The following is a 20488-nucleotide window of genomic DNA, read 5'->3' as shown; positions in this document are numbered from 1 at the left end:
GGGCAATAATGGGACAGAAAGTTAATCCTCACGGCTTAAGAGTCGGAATTATCAAAGACTGGGACTCCAAATGGTATGCGGAAAAAGATTTCGCCGACAACCTTGTGGAGGATCATGAGATCAGAAAATTTCTTAAAAAGAGATTATACAGTGCCGGAATCTCCAGGATCGAGATTGAAAGAGCTTCTGACCGTGTGAAGATCATCGTTTATACAGCAAAGCCGGGTGTTGTAATCGGCAAGGGCGGCGCAGAGATCGAGAAGGTAAAAGGCGAGCTCGCGAAGTACACCGACAAAAAGCTGATCGTGGACATCAAGGAAGTAAAGAGACCTGACAAGGATGCCCAGCTTGTAGCTGAAAATATTGCACAGCAGCTTGAAAACCGTATTTCATTCCGGCGTGCTATGAAGTCCTGCATGTCCAGAACAATGAAATCCGGCGCACTCGGTGTAAAGACTGCAGTAGCAGGACGTCTCGGCGGAGCCGACATGGCGCGTACTGAATTTTACAGCGAAGGAACCATTCCGCTTCAGACACTGAGAGCTGACATTGATTATGGATTCGCAGAAGCTGACACAACTTACGGGAAGGTCGGTGTGAAAGTCTGGATTTACAAAGGCGAGATTCTTCCGACGAAAGCTGATAAGGAAGGGAGCGATAAATAATGTTAATGCCAAAAAGAGTAAAACGTCGTAAACAGTTCCGTGGCTCTATGAAGGGAAAAGCCCTCAGAGGAAACACGATTACCTATGGTGAATATGGCATCATCGCAGCGGAGCCATGCTGGATCAAGTCCAATCAGATCGAGGCAGCCCGTGTTGCCATGACACGTTATATCAAGCGTGGCGGTAAAGTCTGGATCAAGATCTTCCCGGACAAACCAGTGACAGCAAAACCAGCAGAAACTCGTATGGGTAGCGGAAAAGGTGCATTAGAGTACTGGGTAGCGGTTGTAAAGCCAGGACGTGTAATGTTTGAGATCGCAGGCGTTCCTGAGGAAGTAGCAAAAGAGGCTCTTCGTCTTGCAATGCACAAATTACCTTGCAAATGCAAAATCGTTTCTCGCGCAGAATTAGAAGGCGGTGATAACAGTGAAAATTAATACATTTGTAAACGAATTAAGAGGAAAATCCGTAGAAGAATTAAAAGAAGAATTAGTAGCTGCTAAAAAAGAGCTTTTTAACTTAAGATTCCAGAATGCGACGAATCAGTTAGACAATACAAGCAGAATCAAAGAAGTGAGAAAGAATATCGCTCGTATCCAGACATTGATTACTGAGGCAGGGCATTGAGAACTTGGCAAGGTATTATCGAGCCTAGTACGAAAGCCGTTCTTTGAGCTTAGCGAGGTATTATCGAGCTTAGCGAAAAGAACATCCTTATAAAATTTGAAAGGAGTATCACCGTGGAAGAGAGAAATTTGAGAAAAACCCGTACCGGCAAGGTTGTCAGCGACAAGATGGACAAGACAATCGTTGTTGCCGTTGAAAACCACGTTAAGCATCCGCTTTATAAGAAGATTGTAAAGAAAACCTACAAGTTAAAAGCGCATGACGAGAATAATGAGTGCCGTATCGGCGATACCGTTAAAGTAATGGAGACAAGACCTCTGTCCAAGGACAAGAGATGGAGACTTGTGGAGATCATGGAAAAGGCAAAATAATTTTTTATGCCTTAAGAGAATTGAAGGAGGTTTACCTGCATGATACAACAGGAAAGTAGACTTAGAGTAGCAGATAATACAGGCGCTAAGGAATTACTTTGCATCCGTGTACTTGGCGGTTCTACCAGAAGATATGCCAGCATCGGAGATGTGATCGTTGCGACTGTTAAAGATGCAACGCCAGGCGGCGTTGTTAAAAAAGGCGACGTAGTGAAGGCTGTAGTTGTTCGTACTGTAAAGGGTGCCCGCCGTAAAGACGGTTCCTATATCAGATTCGATGAAAATGCTGCTGTAATCATAAGAGATGATTTGAATCCGCGTGGAACACGTATTTTTGGACCTGTAGCCAGAGAGCTGAGAGAGAAGCATTTCATGAAGATCGTTTCCCTGGCTCCGGAAGTACTGTAGGAGGTGCCGATATGTCAACTATGAAGATTAAAAAAGACGATATGGTAAGAGTCATTGCCGGAGCAGATAAAGACAAAGAAGGCAAAGTACTTGCTGTAAATAAAAAAGACGGAAAAGTCCTGGTTGAAGGCGTCAACATGCTGACAAAGCACACAAAACCCACCATGGCAAATCAGAATGGCGGTATCGTACACCAGGAGGGACCGATTGACATTTCCAACGTAATGTATATCCACAAGGGAAAAGCTACAAGAATCGGTTTCAAGATGGACGGGGACAAAAAAGTACGTGTTGCGAAGTCAACAGGTGAAGTGATTGATTAATCCAGGAAAGGAGGTCCAGGACTTTGAGTAGATTGAGAGAACAATATCAGAATGAGATTGTTGATGCAATGACAAAAAAATTTGGATATAAAAATGTAATGGAAGTGCCGAAGCTTGATAAAGTTGTAATCAACATGGGCGTAGGTGAAGCAAAGGAAAACGCGAAATTACTGGAATCTGCGATGGCTGATCTTGAAAAAATCTCAGGTCAGAAGGCAGTGATCACAAAGGCAAAAAATTCCGTAGCCAACTTCAAAATCAGAGAAGGTATGGCAATCGGATGCAAGGTGACGTTGAGAGGCGAGAGAATGTACGAATTTGTTGACCGCCTGATCAACCTTGCGCTCCCTCGTGTACGTGACTTCAGAGGCGTAAATCCGAATGCGTTCGACGGAAGAGGAAACTATGCACTCGGAATTAAAGAGCAGTTGATCTTCCCGGAGATCGAATACGATAAGATCGACAAGGTCAGAGGTATGGATGTGATCTTTGTCACAACCGCCAAGACGGATGAAGAAGCACGTGAATTGCTGGCACAGTTCAATATGCCATTCAAAAAGTAAGGAGGGAAATCATGGCTAAGACATCAATGAAAATCAAACAGCAGCGCAAACCAAAATTCTCTACCAGAGAATACAGCCGCTGCCGTATCTGCGGCCGTCCGCATGCATATTTAAGAAAATATGGAATCTGCCGTATCTGCTTCCGTGAATTGGCATATAAAGGTGAGATACCGGGAGTGAAGAAGGCTAGTTGGTAATCTGCCGGTGCCATAACAGATAAATTGATATAGAAGGAGGATGCTTCGACATGACTATGAGTGATCCAATCGCAGATATGCTTACAAGAATCCGTAATGCAAATACTGCTAAACATGATACAGTAGATGTACCCGCATCAAAGATGAAAACCGCGATTGCAGATATTCTTTTAAATGAAGGCTACATCAAAAAATATGACATCGTAGAAGACGGAACATTTAAGACGATCCACATCACATTAAAATATGGTGCGGATAAGAACGAAAAAGTAATTTCCGGCCTTAAGAGAATTTCCAAGCCAGGTCTCCGCGTATACGCAAACAGCGAAGAGATGCCGAAGGTACTGGGCGGACTCGGAATTGCAATCGTATCTACAAATAAAGGTGTTGTTACCGACAAAGAAGCAAGAAAGCTCGGCGTAGGCGGAGAAGTTCTTTGCTTTGTGTGGTGACACTGAACACTTAGTGAATCTGGAGCGTAAGCGAAAGATGAACTTAGTGTGAAGGTCGTTCTTTGAGCTTAGCGATGCATTGAATACTTGGCGAGGTATTATCGAGCCTAGTATGAAAGCAGATATTCCGAACGAAGAGAGGAATATCTTCGACAGAGCTTAGCGAAAAGAACATCCTTAGAACAGATAAACTGAAAACAGAGCAGACTCAAGCCTCTGCTCCGAAAATTTAAGTTAGGAGGACAAAGGTATGTCACGTATAGGAAGACTGCCGATCGCAGTCCCTGCAGGTGTAACTGTAGAGATTGCTGAGCATAATGTAGTGACCGTAAAAGGTCCGAAGGGAACTCTCGTAAGAGAACTCCCGGTTGAAATGGAAATCAAGCAGGAAGGCGAAGAAATTGTTGTCACCAGGCCAAACGACTTAAAGAGGATGAAATCCCTTCACGGCCTGACACGTACACTGATCAACAACATGGTAATCGGTGTCAGCCAGGGTTATGAAAAGGTTCTGGAAGTAAACGGTGTTGGTTACAGAGCAGCGAAGTCCGGCAACAAGCTGACCCTCAGCCTTGGATATTCACATCCTGTTGAGATGGTTGATCCGGAAGGAATCGAGACAGTTCTGGAAGGCCAGAACAAGATCACGGTAAAAGGGATCGACAAAGAAAAAGTTGGCCAGTATGCAGCAGAGATCAGAGACAAGAGAAGACCGGAGCCGTACAAGGGCAAGGGAATCAAGTACGCTGATGAAGTGATCCGCCGCAAGGTTGGTAAGACTGGTAAAAAATAAATAAGGAGGGTGTGAAAATGGTTAGTAAAAAATCAAGAAGTGAAGTTCGCAGAAAAAAGCACATGAAATTACGTAACCGTTTCAGCGGTACCGCTGAGAGGCCGCGTCTGGCTGTGTTTAGAAGCAATAATCATATGTATGCACAGATTATTGACGATACCGATGGCAGCAGCAAAACACTGGTAGCAGCGTCCACTCTTCAGAAAGACGTGAAAGCAGAATTAGAAAAGACAAATAATGTTGCGGCTGCAGCATACCTTGGAAAAGTCATTGCTGAGAAGGCAAAGGAAAAAGGAATTACCGACGTTGTCTTTGACAGAGGCGGCTTTATCTATCAGGGAAAGATCAAAGCATTGGCAGACGCAGCAAGAGAAGCTGGGCTGAATTTCTAGGAAGGGAGAACACATATGAGACAGGAACGTATTGATGCTGGTCAGTTAGAGTTAGAAGAAAAAGTGGTATCAATCAAACGTGTTACCAAGGTCGTAAAAGGTGGTCGTAACATGAGATTCACAGCTTTAGTAGTTGTCGGCGATGGAAAAGGCCATGTTGGTGCAGGTTTAGGAAAGGCTACCGAAATTCCGGAAGCGATCCGCAAAGGAAAAGAGGATGCGGCTAAGAAACTCATCGAGGTTTCCCTGGACGAGAACGACAGTGTAACACACGATACCATCGGAAAATTCGGAAGCGCTTCCGTATTACTGAAGAAGGCTCCGGACGGTACCGGAGTGATCGCCGGAGGTCCGGCGCGTGCGGTAATCGAGATGGCAGGAATCAAGAATATCCGTACAAAATCATTAGGCTCTAACAACAAGCAGAATGTAGTGCTTGCCACAATCGAAGGTCTGAAGGGGATCAAGACTCCTGAGGAAGTTGCAAGGCTCCGCGGCAAATCAATCGAAGAAATCGTAGGCTAAGAAGATAGAGCTATGCTCTGTCGCATAAGCAGATGGAGCTGTTTTATCGCGTAGGAGGTAGGTAAAAATGGCAAATTTAAAAATTACGTTAGTAAAGTCTACCATCGGTGCTGTGCCGAAGCATAGAAAGACCGTTGAAGCTCTGGGATTAAGAAAACTCAACAAGACGGTTGTGCTGCCGGACAATGCAGCTACCAGAGGTATGGTACAGCAGGTTAGACATTTAGTGAAGGTTGAAGAAGAAGCATAAATAAAAAAAGATAAGGAGGTAGCAGCATGGACTTATCAAACTTGAGACCGGCAGATGGTTCTAAGCACAGCAATAACTTCAGAAGAGGCCGGGGACATGGTTCCGGGAATGGTAAGACAGCCGGTAAGGGACACAAAGGCCAGAAGGCACGTTCAGGAGCGCCGAGGCCGGGATTTGAAGGCGGACAGATGCCTTTATACAGAAGAATACCCAAAAGAGGCTTTACCTGCAGAAACTCCAAGAAGATCGTCGGCATTAACATGAGTGCGCTTGAAGTATTTGAAGACGGTGCTGTTGTTTCTGTTGAAACATTAATGGAAAAAGGCATCGTAAAGAATCCAAGGGACGGAGTAAAAATCCTTGGAGACGGAGAATTGACTAAGAAGCTCACTGTACAGGTAAATGCATTCAGCGCGAAAGCGGCTGAAAAAATCGAGGCTCTTGGCGGAAAAGCAGAGGTGATCTAATGCTAGAAACAGTACGAAAAGCATTTCGGGTAGAAGATGTCCGTAAAAGGATACTTTACACGTTCATGATGCTGGTCGTTGTAAGGCTCGGATCTCAACTGCCGACACCGGGAGTAAATCCGGCTTATATCCAGAACTTTTTTGCGAACCAGACCGGGGATGCATTCAATTTTTTTGATGCATTTACCGGCGGTTCCTTTACCCAGATGTCTGTATTTGCATTAAGCATTACACCATATATCACATCTTCTATCATTATGCAGCTTCTGACCATCGCGATTCCAAAACTGGAAGAGATGCAGAAGGAAGGTGCCGACGGAAGAAAAAAGATTGCGGCGATCACACGTTATGTTACAGTAGGACTTGCACTGTTTGAGTCCACTGCAATGGCTGTCGGCTTCGGCCGTCAGGGGCTTCTGACAGAGTTCAACTTTGTCAATGCCGCAATCGTAGTATGCACGCTGACCGCAGGTTCCGCATTTCTGATGTGGATCGGCGAGCGTATCACGGAAAAAGGCGTTGGAAATGGGATTTCCATTGTCCTGCTGATCAATATTGTTTCCCGTATACCGGATGATTTCTTCAAACTGTATACACAGTTCATCCAGGGCAAGACCCCTGCGAAAGGACTGCTGGCTGCGGTGATCATTCTGGTTGTCCTGCTGATAGTCGTTGTATTCGTTATTGTACTTCAGGGCGGCGAGCGCAGGATCATGGTGCAGTATTCCCAGAAAGTAAAGGGAAGAAAGACATACGGCGGACAATCCACGCACATTCCACTTAAGGTAAATACCGCAGGCGTTATCCCGGTTATCTTTTCCTCATCTCTTATGCAGATCCCGTCCCTTGTTGCCACAGCAATGGGCAAAGGGAACAGCGGAGGCATCGGAGGCCATATACTGAGAGGATTAAATTCAAACAACTGGTGTGACCCTGAGAATATAGTATACTCCATAGGATTGCTGTTTTATATCGCCCTTACCATATTCTTTGCATATTTCTACACTTCGATTACATTCAATCCGTTAGAGATCGCAAACAATATGAAGAAAAACGGCGGATTTGTTCCAGGTATCCGTCCCGGCAGGCCGACGGTAGATTATATGACGAAGATTCTCAACTATATCATCTTTATCGGAGCCTGCGGACTGGTGATCGTACAGGTGATTCCGTTCTTCTTTAACGGTGTGTTCGGGGCAAACGTTTCTTTCGGAGGAACCTCGCTCATCATCATCGTAGGAGTTGTGCTTGAGACCATCAAGCAGATTGAATCACAGATGCTGGTACGCAATTATACCGGATTCCTGAACAGCAAAGGAAGCGCTGCAAAAGGCGGGGGATTCCTTGGGTATTGACAGAAATTTAGCTCGTTGTGGTTATTCATGCCGGAATAATCACAGCGGGTTAAAGTGCTATATGGATAAATCAGCCGGCGCGCCGCAGCCTTGAGGACTGCCCCGGCTGATGAAAATGGAGGTAAAAGATATGAAGATCATTATGTTAGGCGCTCCCGGAGCGGGCAAAGGAACACAGGCAAAGAAGATTGCTGAAAAATATTCGATTCCTCACATCTCTACAGGAGACATTTTCAGAGCAAATATCAAAAACGGGACGGAGCTTGGAAAGAAAGCCAAGACCTATATGGATCAGGGACTGCTTGTACCGGACGAGCTGGTGGTAGACCTGGTAGTAGACCGGGTGAATCAGGAAGACTGCGCAGGCGGATACGTACTGGACGGTTTCCCGAGAACAATCCCCCAGGCAGAGGCGCTGGACAAAGCCCTTGCAGCCCTGGATCAGAAAATGGACTATGCGATCAACGTAGAAGTGCCGGATGACAATATTGTAAACCGTATGTCCGGACGCCGCGCATGTGTGGACTGCGGAGCAACCTACCACATGGTATATGCGCCCACAGAGAAGGAAGGCATCTGCGACAAATGCGGCGGCGGCCTCATCCTGAGAGATGATGATAAGCCGGAGACCGTGAAGAAGCGTCTCGGCGTTTACCATGATCAGACACAGCCGCTGATTGATTACTATACAGGCGCAGGGATTCTCAGAGAAGTAGACGGAACAATAGATATCAACGACGTGTTTGCTGAGATCGTAAAGATTCTTGGCTGAAAGCACTACATAAAATAATGGAGGCGTTTTATGCAGGTAGAGCCGGGAATGCTTGCAAAATCAAAAGCTGGAAGAGATAAAGATTGTATATACGTCATAATTTCTGTCAATGATGAATATGTATATCTGGCAGACGGGAAGAAGAGACCCGTCTGCCGGGCAAAGAAAAAAAACTGTAAACATGTGCAGCCGATCAGTAAGGCGCGCTGCGGTCTTGTAACGGACAATGAAGAAGTCCGGCGCGTGATAAAAGGCTATGTAAGTCATCTGGATGCAGAGGAAAGAGAATAGAAGGTGCAAATAAAAGCACAGGAGGATTAAGTATGTCAAAGGCTGACGTGATCGAAATCGAAGGAGTCGTAGTAGAAAAGCTGCCCAACGCAATGTTCAAGGTAGAACTGGAAAATGGTCATATCGTACTTGCGCATATCAGCGGAAAATTACGTATGAACTTTATCAAGATCTTACCCGGGGATAAAGTGACGTTGGAGATGTCTCCGTATGACCTCAGCAAAGGAAGAATTGTCTGGAGAGATAAATAAGGATCTGTCATGAAATAATCTTTAATTTTGACCTGGCCAAAATATAAAGTTATTTCATGACAGATCCTAAAAAGGTGTTGACTTTGCAGGAGGCTTGATGTTATACTATGAAATAGCCGTCTTTGGTTTGGTGTGCCCAAAAAACGGCGGTAGCCCCAAGGTTTTCAGCAAAGGATAGAAGGAGGATTTGACATGAAGGTTAGATCATCAGTAAAACCGATCTGTGAAAAGTGCAAGATTATCAAGAGAAAAGGCAGTATCAGGGTAATCTGCGAGAATCCGAAGCACAAACAGAGACAAGGCTAGGACAGTGGAGATGGAAGTGCGCAGCACCAGGCAGAGAAGCTTATGCGCATGGACATTGTTCCGGTTTTGGAGATGTTTGTTAAAAATTAGGCGGCTGACAGTATGACACGCCAGGCGGTGTGTGGAACTGTTTAATATACAGTAAGGATGCATCTGGCTCGTGAATCAGGTACCGACGAGACCGGTGGCCGTTACGCAGTCATCCTGCGTAAATGTATATTGCTTATAATACCCGGGAAAAGACTGCGTAGCTTCAGGCGCATCCGGGAAAGGGCATCATAAGTATGCCTGGGTAGATCGGGAAGAATAATTGTCTTCCGACAGATACCCGATGTACCCCAGTTTGGGACAATATTATAATTTATTTAAGATGGAGGAAAGACACATGGCTCGTATTGCAGGTGTAGACTTACCAAGAGACAAACGTGTAGAGATCGGTTTGACTTATATTTATGGAATTGGAAGAACAAGCTCAAACCGTATTTTAGCAGAAGCAGGTGTGAATCCTGATACACGCGTCAGAGATCTGACAAGTGAGGAAGTAAAGAAGATCAGTGAAGTCATTGACGCAACTCAGATGGTGGAAGGTGACCTCAGAAGAGAGATCCAGCTGAACATCAAGAGACTGAAAGAGATCGGATGCTACCGCGGAATCCGCCACAGAAAAGGACTCCCGGTACGCGGACAGAAGACCAAGACAAACGCAAGAACATGCAAAGGACCTAAGAGAACTGTTGCAAACAAGAAAAAGTGAGCACTTAGTGAATGCAAGCTGTTAAGCGCAGCATGAACTTAGTGCGAACTTTGTTCGATGAGCAAAGCGAGTCGAACATCCCGTAAAGAAGTGGTGGGGCGCTTTACAGAACAGTGCGAACATCCCATAAACAAGTGATTAATAATGAGAAAGTAGGTTAGTTTAAATGGCGAAGAAAGTTACCAAAAAAGTGACAAAAAAACGTGTCAAGAAAAACGTTGAACGAGGACAGGCTCACATCCAGTCATCTTTTAATAATACAATCGTAACATTGACGGATGCACAGGGCAATGCTCTTTCATGGGCAAGTGCGGGCGGTCTGGGATTTAGAGGTTCAAGGAAATCTACTCCATATGCAGCACAGATGGCGGCTGAGACTGCAGCTAAGGCAGCATTGATCCACGGCCTGAAGACAGTTGATGTTTTCGTAAAGGGACCAGGTTCAGGAAGAGAAGCAGCAATCCGTGCATTGCAGGCTTGCGGAATCGACGTGATCAGTATCAAGGACGTTACTCCGGTACCACATAACGGATGCCGTCCGCCGAAGCGCAGAAGAGTATAATAGTTATACCAGGGGGACAGCCCATGCTGTCCGGTCATGTATCGAGTCAGGGATTACCGCATTATTATAGGAGGAATGAAAAAAATGGCAGTTAACAGAGTTCCGGTTCTCAAAAGATGCCGTTCATTAGGTATGGACCCAATCTATTTGGGAATTAATAAAAAGTCAAAAAGACAGTTGAAGAGATCCAACAGAAAGATGAGCGAGTACGGTCTCCAGTTACGTGAGAAGCAGAAAGCAAAATTCATCTACGGCGTATTAGAGAAGCCGTTCAGAAATTATTTCGAAAAAGCAAAACAGCAGGAAGGTATGACAGGTGAGAACCTGATGATCCTTCTGGAGTCCAGACTGGATAACGTTATGTTCCGTATGGGCTTTGCGAGAACCAGAAGAGAAGCAAGACAGATCGTCGGCCACAGACATGTACTGGTAAACGGCAAGCAGGTGAAGGTTCCCTCTTACCTGATCAAAGCCGGTGATGTGATCGAGATCAAGGAAAAGAACAAAGGCAGCCAGAGATACAAAGATATCCTGGAAGTAACCGGCGGCAACCTGATTCCAAACTGGCTGGAAGTGGATGCTGAGAATTTGAAAGGTGAAGTCAAAGAACTTCCGAAGAGAGACGCAATAGATGTTCCTGTCGACGAGATGTTGATTGTCGAGCTGTATTCTAAATAATCATTCGGATATGGCATGATTAAAAAGTACCCCTCAATATTTTTTAACCCATAAGGAGGGTTGTGTAGTGTTTGATTTTAATAAACCGAATATCGAAATTACAGAAATTTCAGAAGATAAGAAGTATGGGAGATTCGTTGTAGAGCCGTTGGAGCGGGGTTACGGGATCACATTGGGTAATTCCCTGAGACGGATCATGCTTTCTTCTCTTCCCGGGGCGGCGATCAGCTCCGTGAAGATTGACGGAGTACTGCACGAATTTAGTTCCATTCCGGGCGTAAAAGAAGATGTGACCGAGATTATCATGAATCTGAAATGTCTGGCAATCAAGAATACATCGGAATCAGACGAAGTGAAGACTGCATATATCGAATTCGAGGGAGAAGGCGTTGTAACAGGTGCCGATATCCAGGCGGATGCCGATATTGAGATTATGAATCCGGATCAGGTCATCGCTACATTAAGCGGCGGCAAGGACAGCAAGTTGTACATGGAGCTTACAATCACAAAGGGAAGAGGTTATATCAGCGCAGATAAGAACAAGGGAGAAGATATACCAATCGGCGTCATCCTGATAGATTCTATCTATACGCCTGTAGACCGTGTAAACATGTCAGTAGAGAATACACGTGTCGGACAGATAACCGATTACGACAAGCTCACACTGGACGTATGGACAAGAGGTACACTGCTTCCGGACGAGGCGGTCAGCCTTGCCGCAAAGGTACTCAGCGAACATCTGAAATTATTCATCGACCTGTCAGAAGTTGCACAGGCTGCTGAGGTCATGATTGAAAAAGAAGATGATGAAAAAGAGAAAGTTCTGGAAATGAGTATTGATGAACTGGAATTATCCGTCCGTTCATACAACTGCCTGAAGAGGGCAGATATCAATACGGTGGAGGAACTTACGAACAAGACGCCGGAAGACATGATGAAAGTAAGGAACCTGGGACGCAAGTCTCTGGAAGAAGTCCTTGCAAAGCTGAAAGAACTGAACCTGGAATTAAATTCAGGTGAGGAATAAAAAAGATCCAAATATCCGGCCAGTAAGCCCGATGCGCATGGCCGGAGCATTTGATTAATAAGCCCGAAGAATGCATAACCAAATGTCAGACTTACGGGGCGTAAAGCCGCCCGGTAAGCGAATTAATGGAGGATAGAACAATGGCAAAATATAGAAAACTCGGCAGAACATCCAGCCAGAGAAAAGCCTTAATCAGAAACCAGGTAACTGCACTGCTGAACAACGGCAAGATTGTGACGACTGAAGCAAAGGCAAAGGAGATCCGCAAGGTTGCGGAGGGCCTGATCGCTAAGGCTGTCAAGGAAAAAGACAACTACGAAGAAGTAACCGTAAAGGCAAAGGTTGCACGCAAGGACAAAGACGGCAAGAGAGTAAAAGAAGTCGTTGACGGAAAGAAAGTAACCGTATACGATGAAGTGGAAAAGAAGATCAAAAAAGATCTGCCGAGCAGACTCCATGCAAGAAGAGAGATGCTTAAGGTTCTCTATCCGGTAACGGAAGTTCCGGCTGCAGCAGCAGGAAAGAAGAAGAACACGAAGAAGGTAGATTTAGTAGACAAGCTGTTTACCGAGATTGCTCCGAAGTACGAAAACCGCAACGGCGGATACACTAGAATCGTAAAGATCGGACAGCGTAAAGGAGATGCGGCTTTAGAAGTACTTCTTGAGTTAGTATAATCCGTTTACAGAATCGAATGAGATTTTACCATATAGAAAAAGCTGCCGGCGGCAGCTTTTTCTGCATATAACAGCATTGAAAAACCTGCCCTTACCGGCAGGTTTTTTGCTTGAAATATTGTTGTGCTGTACATACCCTGGCCGAGGTATGTACAACCATAAAATATTACCAGGACTGGAAAAATAAATTGTTTCCCACATTGACGCCCGGCCGATTGGTCGCGCCTGCATATAAAAAGTAGTAACAATCCGCAACAGACGGAAGCCTTGCGCCGTTCAGCGCCTCCTGCGCCACCTGATAGGAAAGGTCGCTTGGCCCTCTGCTGAGGACCGTATCCAGACGGCCTGTCCAGACCGGTTCAAACTGTCCCTCCGCATAGACGATATCTTTGATCGTATTCGGGAAAAGGGAGCTGCTCATACGGTTCATGATCACGGTAGCCACGGCCAGAAGCGAGTCGTGCTCCTGCATGGCCTCACATTCCAGTATGGCGGCGAAGATATCCAGTTCTCCCGCTGAAACATTGGCTGAACCGCCGTTTACAACTGTATCTTCCAATGTGCCCTCATCCGGTTTCTTTTCTTCTTCAGGTTTTTTATCTTCTCCGGGCTTTACTTCCTCCGACACAGCCGGTACGGTGGGCACGGTACCCGGCTTCTGTTCATTCTTCTTCGCTTCCTCGGCCTTTCTTGCCTCCTCCGCTCTGCGGGCTTCTTCCTGGCGGAGCGCGGCGAGCTGCATGTTGAATGTGGCAAGGTCTGTGGAAGTCGCCTTGGCTGTCGCGTTCAATTCCACACGCCGCTGTTCCAGCCGATCCTGCAGGCTGATCAGGGATGCCTGCTGATCCAGAAGGACCTGCTCCCGTTCCGCGATTTCCTCGCGTATCGTATGCAGCCTGTCGAGCATATCACGATCATAGCTGCTGATGTTTTCAATAAATTCCGCCTTGTTCAGAAAATCAGTCATGCTCTCCGCTGAAAAAAGCATTTCCAGCAGTGATTCGTTGCCCACTTCATACATATACTTAATACGCGATTTCATTGCCTGGTAGCGTTCGGCCTCGTCTGCCTGGGCATCCGCAAGCGAATCCTGGGTACGGAGGATTTCGCCATTGATGATTTCGATCTGATTCTTCGCGGAAGTGATCTCATCGCTGATCTTTACCATTTCCTGATTGATGCCGCTTAACTGGCTGTTCAGTGAACTGGCCTTGTTTTCCAGATCTGAGATGTCGTCCGCGTGTACTAGAAGAGGGGAGCATGTCATGACCAGAGAGCAGACCAGCACACCCAGCGCGCATCCCTTAAGACCCGCACATGCTTTGCGCGGGAACTTCATCCGGGAAGACATCCGCAGTGTCTTTATCCTTTGTTGTATATGAGGTTTCATAAAAAAATTTCCTTTCAAACTTTCAGTAAAAGATTTGCCTATGATAGTATACTATAATTTGCATAATAAATCAATTTTTGTTAAAATATTTTTGTAAAAACTTCGTAACATAAAATAAGGAAATAAAAGGAAGGAACTAAAAGGATCATGCATAAGATAAAAATGATAGGTCTGGATCTGGACGGGACGCTGCTGACATCGGATAAAAGGCTGCTGCCGTTTACCAGGCAGGTATTGACAGAAGCGATTGAACGGGGAATCCTGGTGCTTATGGCTACGGGGCGCCCCTATACAGGCATACCGGAAGAACTGAGGAACCTTCCGGGAATGCGCTACGCCCTGACCTCCAACGGGGCGCGAATCCTGGATACGCAGACAGGCAAGGTTCTGATCGAACATCTGCTTCCTCTGAAAAGTGCAAAAAAGGCATTGGAAATTTTACGGAAATATGATACATTACAAGAGGTATACTTTGAAGGACAGGGATATGCGGAAGCAAAAAAGCTGGACCAGATCTCGCGGTATCATCATAACCCTCACATGTGGGAGTACGTCCGCAGTTCACGGAAGGCCGTTCCCAGCCTTCCCGAACTAATCGACAGGGAGAATCAGGATATGGATAAGGTTCAGGCGCTGTTTGCGGATATGGGGGAGCTCGGGCAGGCATGGAAGGAACTGGAGCAGTATGAAGAGCTCGTGCTGGTGTCCTCCCTTGGATATAATATTGAGATCAACGCGGTGGGCGTGGATAAAGGAACCGGCCTGATGGAGCTTGGAGAGCTGCTGGGGATTCGTCCGGAAGAGATCATGGCCTGTGGGGACGGGGACAACGATATCCAGATGCTGGAGCGTTCCGGTATCGGCGTGGCCATGGGAAATGCAGAGGAAAAGGTCAAGGCGGCCGCGGATTACGTAGCCGAAACCAACGATGAAGAAGGGGCAGCAAAAGCCATCATAAAATACGCGTTTTGCCAAAGTATGGATTAGGAGGAGAACAATGTTAGAAGCATTAAAAGTCATTATTCTGGGGATTGTGGAAGGGATTACAGAGTGGCTTCCCATCAGCAGCACAGGGCATCTGATCCTGGTGGAGGAGTTTATCAAGCTGGAACAAAGCGAGGCCTTTATAGAGATGTTCAATGTGGTCATCCAGCTCGGGGCGATCCTGGCCGTGGTGGTGATCTATTTTCATAAGCTGAACCCATTTTCACCGAAAAAGACACAAAAGCAGAAAATGCTGACCATCCAGCTTTGGGTGAAGGTGGCTATTGCAGCGGTGCCGGCAGCAGTGATCGGGCTTCTGTTCGACGATATGATCGAAGCCAAATTCATGAACGCGTATGTGGTGGCGGCAACCCTCATCATCTACGGAATCCTGTTTATCGTAGTCGAAGAAAGCCATAAGAACAAGCAGCCGGCGGTGACAAAGCTTTCCAAGCTGACGATCCCCATGGTGCTGATTATCGGCGCCTTTCAGGTGCTGGCGCTGATCCCGGGAACGTCACGCTCCGGGGCGACGATCATCGGCGCGCTGCTGATCGGGACTGCCAGGGGCGTTGCGGCAGAGTTCACCTTTTTCCTGGGAATCCCGGTTATGTTCGGAGCCAGCTTTTTGAAGATCTTAAAATTTTTCAAAGAAGGCGGAGGCATCATGGGCAGCGAAGTCTTTCTGCTCCTGCTGGGCTGCGGCATATCATTCGGAGTGTCGGTATTCGCCATCAAGTTTTTGATGCAGTACATCAAGAACCATGACTTTAAAGTATTCGGATATTACCGGATCGCGCTGGGCGTGATCGTACTGGCTTATTTCGGAATTGCCGGACTGCTTGCGGCATAAAACGGGGCCTGCGCCGGAAATCCGGGACTGCCTGCGTTATCAACGCGTCCTGCGCCGGGAATCCGGACTGCCTGCGGTATCAACGCGGCCTGCGTCGGAACTCCCGGACTGCCTGCGGTATCAATACGGCCCGTGTAAAAAAACACCGGACAGCGGATCAATGGCTGGCCGGTATTTTTTATGCCCCAGGATTCATGGTTTTTGAATAAAATTAGAGCATAAGTCTTGTATTTTTGCAAAAACCTGATAAAATATAAAAATGTGTGTATGATTATGCATATTGAAAGACAATGATAGAATGAAAAAGTATGGAGGAGAGATTATGAAGAAAAAGTTTTTATGCATTTTATTAGCGGCAGCATGTGTATTTTCTATGGCGGCATGCGGTTCCGGCGGTAATTCTGCAGGAGACAGCGGAAATACTGCAGAGTCGGATGAAGCAGCCGGCGCGGACGATGCAGACGAAGCATCCGGGGAAGACTCCGGCAGCGGCGGAACTCTGGTTATGGCGACAAACGCGGAGTTCCCGCCCTATGAATACCACGAAGGCGATGAGATCGTGGGAATCGACGCAGATATCGCGGCGGCAATCGCGGACGAGCTCGGTATGGAGCTGAAGATTGAAGATATGGCCTTTGAGTCGATCATTACCGCAGTTTCCGGCGGAAAGGCAGATATGGGGCTTGCAGGCATGACTGTAGATCCGGATCGTCTCAAAAACGTCAATTTCTCCGATACCTACGCGGAAGCTGCACAGATGATCATTGTAAAAGAGGGCAGCGACATTGCAGGCGTGGATGACCTGACAGGAAAGAAGATCGGCGTGCAGCTCGGAACCACAGGAGACATCTATGCGGAGGACATTGAGGACGCTGAAGTAGAGCGCTACAACAAAGGAATGGAAGCCGTTCAGGCGCTGCAGCAGGATAAGATCGACGCGGTAGTGATCGACGGCGAGCCGGCCAAAGTCTTTGCGGCAGAGAACGAAGGGCTGAAGATCCTGGATGAACCGCTGACTGAGGAAGAGTATGCGATCGCAATCGCAAAGGACAACGACGAGCTTCTGGAAAAGGTGAACACCGCACTGGCGAACCTGAAGGATTCCGGAAAGCTGGATGAGATCATTGGAAAATACATCTCGGCAGAATAATCATTGATTCAAAGAGGAAGAGAGTATGCTGCAGACATTTCAGGAGAGGTTTTACGATAATTTTATAAAAGACGACCGTTGGAACTATATCTGGGAAGGACTGACCGTGACGCTTCGGGTGACCTTGTTTGCGGTTATCCTGGGGATCGTGATCGGATTTCTGATTGCGGTTGTAAGATCCACCTACGACAAGACCGGGAAGATGAAGGTACTCAACTTTGTCTGCAGCGTCTATCTTACGGTGATCCGCGGCACCCCGGTAGTGGTGCAGCTTCTGATCATCTATTTTGTGATTTTCGGAACAGTCGATATCAGCAAGATCCTGGTCGCGATCATGGCATTCGGCATCAACTCCGGGGCCTATGTGGCGGAGATCTTCCGGTCAGGCATCATGTCCATCGACAACGGGCAGTTTGAGGCAGGCCGGAGCCTTGGCTTCAATTACTCCCAGACCATGCGCTACATCATCATGCCGCAGGCATTCAAAAATGTCCTTCCGGCGTTGGGAAATGAATTTATTGTGCTGCTGAAAGAGACGTCAGTATCCGGATACATTGCACTCCAGGATCTGACCAAGGGCGGAGATATCATCCGAAGCCGTACATATGACGCGTTCATGCCCCTTCTGGCCGTAGCGCTGATCTATCTGGTGATGGTCATGATCTTCACAAGACTGGTGAATATGCTGGAGAGGAGGCTGAGAAACAGTGATCATTAATGGGGAAACATTAATCAAAGTAGAAGAGATCCATAAAGTTTTCGATGACAGCCTGCATGCATTAAACGGCGTTTCAGAGGAGATCCAGAAAGGGGAAGTGGTGGTCATCGTGGGGCCGTCCGGCTCCGGAAAATCAACATTTCTGCGGTCGCTGAACCTGCTGGAGGTTCCCACCTCCGGGCATATTTATTTTGAAGGGGTGGACATCACAGGAAAACAGACCGACATTGACAGGCACCGTCAGAAGATGGGGATGGTATTTCAGCACTTCAACCTGTTCCCGCACAAGACCATCCTGGAAAATATTACACTGGCTCCCATCAAGCTTTTGAAAAAAAGCAGGGAAGAGGCGGAAAAGGAAGGGATGCAGCTTCTGAGAAAGGTGGGCCTGGAGGAGAAGGCGGGGTCCTATCCGTCCCAACTGTCAGGCGGCCAGAAGCAGAGGATCGCGATTGTCCGTTCCCTGGCGATGAATCCGGATGTGATGTTATTCGACGAACCGACCTCCGCGCTGGACCCGGAGATGGTCGGGGAGGTGCTGGAGCTGATGAAGCAGCTTGCCCACGACGGAATGACCATGGTGGTGGTTACCCATGAGATGGGATTTGCAAAAGAGGTTGCCACCAGAGTGCTTTTCATGGATCAGGGGCAGGTGAAAGAGCAGGGGACGCCGGATGAATTTTTCGGCAATCCCAGAGATCCAAGGCTGAAGGAATTTCTGTCAAAGATCTTGTGAAAGAGAAAAATTATAGAACTGGACAGAAACAGAATCTTACCGGTTTCCAGAACATGGAAGGCCGGTAAGATTTTTTTCATTCCATGGTTATTGAAATAAGTTGAAAAAGGTAGTACAATCATGGTTATTATTCGAAGAACAGCAAAAACCAGCGACAGAATTATAGAAGGAATATGGCTATGAAATACGAACGCATTTCAAAAGGAGTCTTTCTGGAACGCCCCAACCGGTTCATCGCATATGCGGAACTGGCGGGAAAAAAGGAAGTCATCCATGTGAAAAATACAGGCAGGTGTGCGGAGCTTTTAAGGCCCGGGGCGCCTATCTATGTGCAGGAGAGCGAAAAGCCCGCGCGGAAAACGAAGTGGGATCTGATCGGCGTGGAAAAAGGCAGCCGGATGATCAATATGGATTCCCAGGTGCCCAACCAGGTGGTAAAAGAATGGGTGGAGGCCGGAAATCTAAAGCCCGATATCCGCCTGGTCAGGCCGGAGACCACGTACGGCAATTCCCGCTTTGACCTCTATGTGGAGACCGGAAACAGCCGGGCCTTTATAGAAGTAAAAGGGGTCACACTGGAAGAAAACGGTGTGGTCCGATTCCCAGATGCGCCCAGCGACCGTGCGGTGAAGCATCTGCAGGAGCTGGAAAAGGCGGTCAGGGAGGGATATGAGGCATATGTATTTTTCGTGATCCAGATGAAGGGGGTACGCTATTTTACGCCCAATATGGATACCCATCCTGCCTTTTGCCAGGCTTTGAAGTCCGCCAAGGCGGCCGGGGTCAGACTGCTGGCTTATGACTGCCGGGTAAGCGGAGACGAGATCCAGATCGCTGATCCCGTCCCTGTGGTGCTGGAAAGCCCACGCCTGAAAGAACTCTCAGGACCCATTGCCGCATGGTATCGGGAGAACCGGAGGGATCTGCCCTGGCGGAATACCACCGACGCATACCGGATCTGGGTGTCCGAGATCATGCTCCAGCAGACCCGGGTGGAGGCCGTAAAGCGTTATTATGAACGGTTTCTGGAAGCCCTCCCCACAGTCAGGGAACTGGCGGAGGTGCCGGAGGACCGGCTTATGAAGCTTTGGGAAGGGCTGGGATACTACAACCGGGTGCGGAACATGCAGAAAGCGGCCAGACAGGTGATGGAGGAATACGGGGGCGAATTTCCTCATACATATGATACAATCCGGTCCCTTGCCGGAATCGGCAATTATACGGCGGGCGCGGTCAGTTCCTTTGCATACGGGATTCCGAAGCCGGCGGTGGACGGCAACGTGCTGCGGGTGCTGTCCCGGATTCTGGCCAGCGAGGAGGACATCATGAAAGCCAGTGTGCGCTCCTGGATGGAGCGGGCGGTGGAGGAGGTGATCCCGGAGCAGGAAGCTTCGGATTTTAACCAGGGATTGATTGAACTGGGAGCCTTGGTGTGCGTGCCGGGAGGAGAGCCGAAGTGCGGGATCTGCCCGGCTGCAGAGCTCTGCCTTGCCAGGGAGAAGGGAATACAGACCGCCCTTCCTGTGAAAACAAAGGCAAAGGCCAGAAGAATTGAAAAAAGGACGGTGCTGATTTTTCGGGATTCGGAGGGCGTGGCGATTCGGAAACGTCCCCCAAAGGGGCTGCTGGCCGGTCTCTATGAGCTGCCCAATGTGGAAGGGCATCTGACCCGAAAGGAAGCCGCCGACTATGGAAAATCCATCGGGCTGACGCCGGTTCATGTGCGGAAGCTGGAAGCTGCGAAGCACATTTTCAGTCATGTGGAATGGCACATGGTCGGATATGAACTGCTGGTGGACGCGCTGGAAAAGAACTGTGGGGAGGAAATGATCTTTGCCAAAAGGGACGAACTGGAGACGGTGTACTCGATCCCTTCCGCATTTGAAGCCTATATGGTTACTGCTCACGCAATAGCCGGGGACTCACAGCGATGAATCCGGCCTGTTACAGA

The 20488-nt window shown here is 47.6% G+C and carries 31 protein-coding genes; 30 read left to right on the top strand and 1 reads right to left on the bottom strand.

Features of this window, described 5'->3' with window-relative positions:
- Positions 1-8 precede the first annotated feature (8 nt).
- The 24 genes from rpsC (at position 9) to EBB54_RS19390 (ending at position 12706) form a co-directional block, all read left to right on the top strand.
- Positions 9-665: a 30S ribosomal protein S3 gene (gene rpsC / locus EBB54_RS19505; protein WP_004074856.1), complete on the top strand. Its 657-nt coding sequence runs from the start codon at positions 9-11 to the stop codon at positions 663-665.
- On the top strand, positions 665-1102 hold the full coding sequence (gene rplP / locus EBB54_RS19500) for a 50S ribosomal protein L16 (RefSeq protein ID WP_004074857.1): 438 nt from the start codon (positions 665-667) through the stop codon (positions 1100-1102). Before rpsC ends, rplP begins: the two co-directional genes overlap by 1 nt.
- Positions 1092-1292, top strand: coding sequence for a 50S ribosomal protein L29 (gene rpmC / locus EBB54_RS19495; RefSeq protein ID WP_016297792.1), 201 nt, complete (start codon positions 1092-1094; stop codon positions 1290-1292). The genes rplP and rpmC overlap by 11 nt, the downstream gene beginning before the upstream one ends.
- Positions 1293-1405: 113 nt before the next feature.
- Positions 1406-1663, top strand: coding sequence for a 30S ribosomal protein S17 (gene rpsQ, locus EBB54_RS19490; protein WP_004074862.1), 258 nt, complete (start codon positions 1406-1408; stop codon positions 1661-1663).
- Between the two features lie 39 nt (positions 1664-1702).
- Positions 1703-2071, top strand: coding sequence for a 50S ribosomal protein L14 (gene rplN, locus EBB54_RS19485; protein ID WP_004074863.1), 369 nt, complete (start codon positions 1703-1705; stop codon positions 2069-2071).
- Between the two features lie 11 nt (positions 2072-2082).
- A complete protein-coding gene (gene rplX, locus EBB54_RS19480; RefSeq protein WP_125128617.1) occupies positions 2083-2394 on the top strand; it encodes a 50S ribosomal protein L24 in 312 nt (103 codons plus the stop codon).
- Between the two features lie 23 nt (positions 2395-2417).
- A complete protein-coding gene (gene rplE / locus EBB54_RS19475; protein WP_004074865.1) occupies positions 2418-2957 on the top strand; it encodes a 50S ribosomal protein L5 in 540 nt (179 codons plus the stop codon).
- 11 nt (positions 2958-2968) lie between these two features.
- Positions 2969-3154, top strand: a complete 186-nt coding sequence (locus EBB54_RS19470; RefSeq protein ID WP_004074866.1) for a type Z 30S ribosomal protein S14 — start codon at positions 2969-2971, stop codon at positions 3152-3154.
- Positions 3155-3204: 50 nt separating this feature from the next.
- On the top strand, positions 3205-3606 hold the full coding sequence (rpsH, locus tag EBB54_RS19465; RefSeq protein WP_004074869.1) for a 30S ribosomal protein S8: 402 nt from the start codon (positions 3205-3207) through the stop codon (positions 3604-3606).
- Between the two features lie 250 nt (positions 3607-3856).
- On the top strand, positions 3857-4399 hold the full coding sequence (gene rplF, locus EBB54_RS19460; RefSeq protein ID WP_004074871.1) for a 50S ribosomal protein L6: 543 nt from the start codon (positions 3857-3859) through the stop codon (positions 4397-4399).
- 17 nt (positions 4400-4416) lie between these two features.
- Positions 4417-4791 carry a 50S ribosomal protein L18 gene (gene rplR, locus EBB54_RS19455; RefSeq protein ID WP_004074873.1) on the top strand — a complete coding sequence of 125 codons (375 nt, stop codon included), beginning with the start codon at positions 4417-4419 and terminating at the stop codon, positions 4789-4791.
- Positions 4792-4806: 15 nt separating this feature from the next.
- Positions 4807-5316 carry a 30S ribosomal protein S5 gene (gene rpsE, locus EBB54_RS19450; RefSeq protein WP_004074875.1) on the top strand — a complete coding sequence of 170 codons (510 nt, stop codon included), beginning with the start codon at positions 4807-4809 and terminating at the stop codon, positions 5314-5316.
- 67 nt (positions 5317-5383) lie between these two features.
- Positions 5384-5566 carry a 50S ribosomal protein L30 gene (rpmD, locus tag EBB54_RS19445; RefSeq protein WP_004074877.1) on the top strand — a complete coding sequence of 61 codons (183 nt, stop codon included), beginning with the start codon at positions 5384-5386 and terminating at the stop codon, positions 5564-5566.
- Between the two features lie 26 nt (positions 5567-5592).
- A complete protein-coding gene (gene rplO, locus EBB54_RS19440; protein WP_004074878.1) occupies positions 5593-6033 on the top strand; it encodes a 50S ribosomal protein L15 in 441 nt (146 codons plus the stop codon).
- On the top strand, positions 6033-7388 hold the full coding sequence (secY, locus tag EBB54_RS19435; protein WP_004074879.1) for a preprotein translocase subunit SecY: 1356 nt from the start codon (positions 6033-6035) through the stop codon (positions 7386-7388). The genes rplO and secY overlap by 1 nt, the downstream gene beginning before the upstream one ends.
- A 130-nt stretch (positions 7389-7518) precedes the next feature.
- Entirely contained in the window at positions 7519-8160 is a 642-nt protein-coding gene (locus EBB54_RS19430) for an adenylate kinase (protein WP_004074880.1), read from the top strand.
- A 30-nt stretch (positions 8161-8190) separates the two neighbouring features.
- Positions 8191-8451, top strand: coding sequence for a KOW domain-containing RNA-binding protein (locus EBB54_RS19425; RefSeq protein WP_125128616.1), 261 nt, complete (start codon positions 8191-8193; stop codon positions 8449-8451).
- A gap of 32 nt (positions 8452-8483) precedes the next feature.
- The gene (infA, locus tag EBB54_RS19420) at positions 8484-8702 is read left to right on the top strand and encodes a translation initiation factor IF-1 (protein ID WP_004074886.1); all 219 of its coding nucleotides are present in this window, start codon (positions 8484-8486) and stop codon (positions 8700-8702) included.
- Positions 8703-8894: 192 nt separating this feature from the next.
- The gene (rpmJ, locus tag EBB54_RS19415) at positions 8895-9008 is read left to right on the top strand and encodes a 50S ribosomal protein L36 (RefSeq protein ID WP_003497809.1); all 114 of its coding nucleotides are present in this window, start codon (positions 8895-8897) and stop codon (positions 9006-9008) included.
- A 385-nt stretch (positions 9009-9393) separates the two neighbouring features.
- Entirely contained in the window at positions 9394-9762 is a 369-nt protein-coding gene (gene rpsM / locus EBB54_RS19410; protein ID WP_004074887.1) for a 30S ribosomal protein S13, read from the top strand.
- Positions 9763-9928: 166 nt separating this feature from the next.
- Entirely contained in the window at positions 9929-10324 is a 396-nt protein-coding gene (gene rpsK / locus EBB54_RS19405; RefSeq protein WP_004074888.1) for a 30S ribosomal protein S11, read from the top strand.
- A gap of 84 nt (positions 10325-10408) precedes the next feature.
- Positions 10409-11002 carry a 30S ribosomal protein S4 gene (gene rpsD / locus EBB54_RS19400; protein ID WP_004074889.1) on the top strand — a complete coding sequence of 198 codons (594 nt, stop codon included), beginning with the start codon at positions 10409-10411 and terminating at the stop codon, positions 11000-11002.
- Positions 11003-11069: 67 nt separating this feature from the next.
- Positions 11070-12029: a DNA-directed RNA polymerase subunit alpha gene (locus tag EBB54_RS19395; protein WP_125128615.1), complete on the top strand. Its 960-nt coding sequence runs from the start codon at positions 11070-11072 to the stop codon at positions 12027-12029.
- A gap of 140 nt (positions 12030-12169) precedes the next feature.
- Positions 12170-12706, top strand: coding sequence for a bL17 family ribosomal protein (locus EBB54_RS19390; RefSeq protein ID WP_004074893.1), 537 nt, complete (start codon positions 12170-12172; stop codon positions 12704-12706).
- A gap of 166 nt (positions 12707-12872) precedes the next feature.
- Here EBB54_RS19390 and EBB54_RS19385 read toward each other — a convergent pair whose 3' ends face one another.
- Complete coding sequence (locus EBB54_RS19385) at positions 12873-14096, bottom strand: cell wall hydrolase (RefSeq protein ID WP_193554372.1); 1224 nt, start codon at positions 14094-14096, stop codon at positions 12873-12875.
- 147 nt (positions 14097-14243) lie between these two features.
- Between EBB54_RS19385 and EBB54_RS19380 the strand changes: the two genes are divergently transcribed.
- From EBB54_RS19380 to mutY, 6 genes are all read left to right on the top strand, one after another.
- Positions 14244-15083 carry an HAD family hydrolase gene (locus EBB54_RS19380; RefSeq protein ID WP_193554371.1) on the top strand — a complete coding sequence of 280 codons (840 nt, stop codon included), beginning with the start codon at positions 14244-14246 and terminating at the stop codon, positions 15081-15083.
- A gap of 10 nt (positions 15084-15093) precedes the next feature.
- The gene (locus EBB54_RS19375) at positions 15094-15933 is read left to right on the top strand and encodes an undecaprenyl-diphosphate phosphatase (RefSeq protein ID WP_125128613.1); all 840 of its coding nucleotides are present in this window, start codon (positions 15094-15096) and stop codon (positions 15931-15933) included.
- Between the two features lie 322 nt (positions 15934-16255).
- Complete coding sequence (locus tag EBB54_RS19370) at positions 16256-17083, top strand: transporter substrate-binding domain-containing protein (RefSeq protein ID WP_004074902.1); 828 nt, start codon at positions 16256-16258, stop codon at positions 17081-17083.
- Between the two features lie 25 nt (positions 17084-17108).
- A complete protein-coding gene (locus tag EBB54_RS19365; RefSeq protein WP_004074904.1) occupies positions 17109-17801 on the top strand; it encodes an amino acid ABC transporter permease in 693 nt (230 codons plus the stop codon).
- Complete coding sequence (locus tag EBB54_RS19360) at positions 17791-18537, top strand: amino acid ABC transporter ATP-binding protein (RefSeq protein ID WP_004074906.1); 747 nt, start codon at positions 17791-17793, stop codon at positions 18535-18537. The genes EBB54_RS19365 and EBB54_RS19360 overlap by 11 nt, the downstream gene beginning before the upstream one ends.
- A 179-nt stretch (positions 18538-18716) precedes the next feature.
- A complete protein-coding gene (gene mutY, locus EBB54_RS19355) occupies positions 18717-20471 on the top strand; it encodes an A/G-specific adenine glycosylase (protein ID WP_125128612.1) in 1755 nt (584 codons plus the stop codon).
- The last annotated feature ends 17 nt before the right edge of the window (positions 20472-20488 follow it).

Origin of the sequence: Schaedlerella arabinosiphila, from assembly GCF_003885045.1 — a bacterium.
Classification (GTDB): domain Bacteria; phylum Bacillota; class Clostridia; order Lachnospirales; family Lachnospiraceae; genus Schaedlerella; species Schaedlerella arabinosiphila.
The sequence above is the reverse complement of the archived record's forward strand: the minus strand, read 5'-3'. Positions and strand labels throughout refer to the sequence as shown.

Excerpts from the sequence above, each read along its gene's own strand:
- rplP (WP_004074857.1), top strand. The coding sequence starts at position 665 with ATGTTAATGCCAAAAAGAGTAAAACGTCGTAAACAGTTCCGTGGCTCT.
- secY (WP_004074879.1), top strand. The coding sequence starts at position 6,033 with ATGCTAGAAACAGTACGAAAAGCATTTCGGGTAGAAGATGTCCGTAAA.
- rpsM (WP_004074887.1), top strand. The coding sequence starts at position 9,394 with ATGGCTCGTATTGCAGGTGTAGACTTACCAAGAGACAAACGTGTAGAG.
- EBB54_RS19370 (WP_004074902.1), top strand. The coding sequence starts at position 16,256 with ATGAAGAAAAAGTTTTTATGCATTTTATTAGCGGCAGCATGTGTATTT.
- rpmD (WP_004074877.1), top strand. The coding sequence starts at position 5,384 with ATGGCAAATTTAAAAATTACGTTAGTAAAGTCTACCATCGGTGCTGTG.
- rpsD (WP_004074889.1), top strand. The coding sequence starts at position 10,409 with ATGGCAGTTAACAGAGTTCCGGTTCTCAAAAGATGCCGTTCATTAGGT.
- EBB54_RS19380 (WP_193554371.1), top strand. The coding sequence starts at position 14,244 with ATGCATAAGATAAAAATGATAGGTCTGGATCTGGACGGGACGCTGCTG.
- EBB54_RS19430 (WP_004074880.1), top strand. The coding sequence starts at position 7,519 with ATGAAGATCATTATGTTAGGCGCTCCCGGAGCGGGCAAAGGAACACAG.
- rpsC (WP_004074856.1), top strand. The coding sequence starts at position 9 with ATGGGACAGAAAGTTAATCCTCACGGCTTAAGAGTCGGAATTATCAAA.
- rplO (WP_004074878.1), top strand. The coding sequence starts at position 5,593 with ATGGACTTATCAAACTTGAGACCGGCAGATGGTTCTAAGCACAGCAAT.
- rplR (WP_004074873.1), top strand. The coding sequence starts at position 4,417 with ATGGTTAGTAAAAAATCAAGAAGTGAAGTTCGCAGAAAAAAGCACATG.
- EBB54_RS19385 (WP_193554372.1), bottom strand. The coding sequence starts at position 14,096 with ATGAAACCTCATATACAACAAAGGATAAAGACACTGCGGATGTCTTCC.
- EBB54_RS19470 (WP_004074866.1), top strand. The coding sequence starts at position 2,969 with ATGGCTAAGACATCAATGAAAATCAAACAGCAGCGCAAACCAAAATTC.
- EBB54_RS19375 (WP_125128613.1), top strand. The coding sequence starts at position 15,094 with ATGTTAGAAGCATTAAAAGTCATTATTCTGGGGATTGTGGAAGGGATT.
- rpsE (WP_004074875.1), top strand. The coding sequence starts at position 4,807 with ATGAGACAGGAACGTATTGATGCTGGTCAGTTAGAGTTAGAAGAAAAA.
- rplN (WP_004074863.1), top strand. The coding sequence starts at position 1,703 with ATGATACAACAGGAAAGTAGACTTAGAGTAGCAGATAATACAGGCGCT.
- rpsH (WP_004074869.1), top strand. The coding sequence starts at position 3,205 with ATGACTATGAGTGATCCAATCGCAGATATGCTTACAAGAATCCGTAAT.
- rplF (WP_004074871.1), top strand. The coding sequence starts at position 3,857 with ATGTCACGTATAGGAAGACTGCCGATCGCAGTCCCTGCAGGTGTAACT.
- rpmJ (WP_003497809.1), top strand. The coding sequence starts at position 8,895 with ATGAAGGTTAGATCATCAGTAAAACCGATCTGTGAAAAGTGCAAGATT.
- mutY (WP_125128612.1), top strand. The coding sequence starts at position 18,717 with ATGAAATACGAACGCATTTCAAAAGGAGTCTTTCTGGAACGCCCCAAC.
- EBB54_RS19425 (WP_125128616.1), top strand. The coding sequence starts at position 8,191 with ATGCAGGTAGAGCCGGGAATGCTTGCAAAATCAAAAGCTGGAAGAGAT.
- EBB54_RS19365 (WP_004074904.1), top strand. The coding sequence starts at position 17,109 with ATGCTGCAGACATTTCAGGAGAGGTTTTACGATAATTTTATAAAAGAC.
- infA (WP_004074886.1), top strand. The coding sequence starts at position 8,484 with ATGTCAAAGGCTGACGTGATCGAAATCGAAGGAGTCGTAGTAGAAAAG.
- rpsK (WP_004074888.1), top strand. The coding sequence starts at position 9,929 with ATGGCGAAGAAAGTTACCAAAAAAGTGACAAAAAAACGTGTCAAGAAA.
- rplX (WP_125128617.1), top strand. The coding sequence starts at position 2,083 with ATGTCAACTATGAAGATTAAAAAAGACGATATGGTAAGAGTCATTGCC.
- EBB54_RS19390 (WP_004074893.1), top strand. The coding sequence starts at position 12,170 with ATGGCAAAATATAGAAAACTCGGCAGAACATCCAGCCAGAGAAAAGCC.